Below are 383 nucleotides of genomic sequence, written 5' to 3'. Positions count from 1 at the left end.
CCCCAGAACTGGTACAGATCTTTGCCGCGCGGATTTTCCAGACGGATCCCCATCTCCAGGCGGTAGGGCTGCATCAGGTCTAACGGGCGCAGCACGCCATACAGCCCGGAGAGCATGCGCAGGTGTTGCTGGGCGAAGTCAAAGTCGTCCTCGGTGAGTGTCTCTGCCTGCAGGCCAGTGTAGACATCGCCTTTAAAGGCGAGGATCGCCTGGCGGGCATTTTGCGGCGTAAAGTCAGGGTGCCAGTCGTGGAAGCGGGTGGCGTTTAGATCCGCCAGCTTGTCGCTAATGCTCATCAGCTTGCCGATTTGCGGCGCGGTCAGCTTACGGGCGATGCCGATAAGCTGCTGAGAATGCTCGAGGAGTTCGGGCTGGGTATAGCG

General features: G+C 60.1%; 1 protein-coding gene. It reads right to left on the bottom strand.

From position 1 onward, the window contains the following. Positions 1-383: YaaA family protein (locus FMM79_RS00055; protein WP_148625009.1), on the bottom strand; the 383-nt coding region annotated here is incomplete at both ends.

Source organism: Novosphingobium sp. BW1, from assembly GCF_008107685.1.
Lineage (GTDB): Bacteria > Pseudomonadota > Alphaproteobacteria > Sphingomonadales > Sphingomonadaceae > Novosphingobium.
The sequence above is the reverse complement of the archived record's forward strand: the minus strand, read 5'-3'. Positions and strand labels throughout refer to the sequence as shown.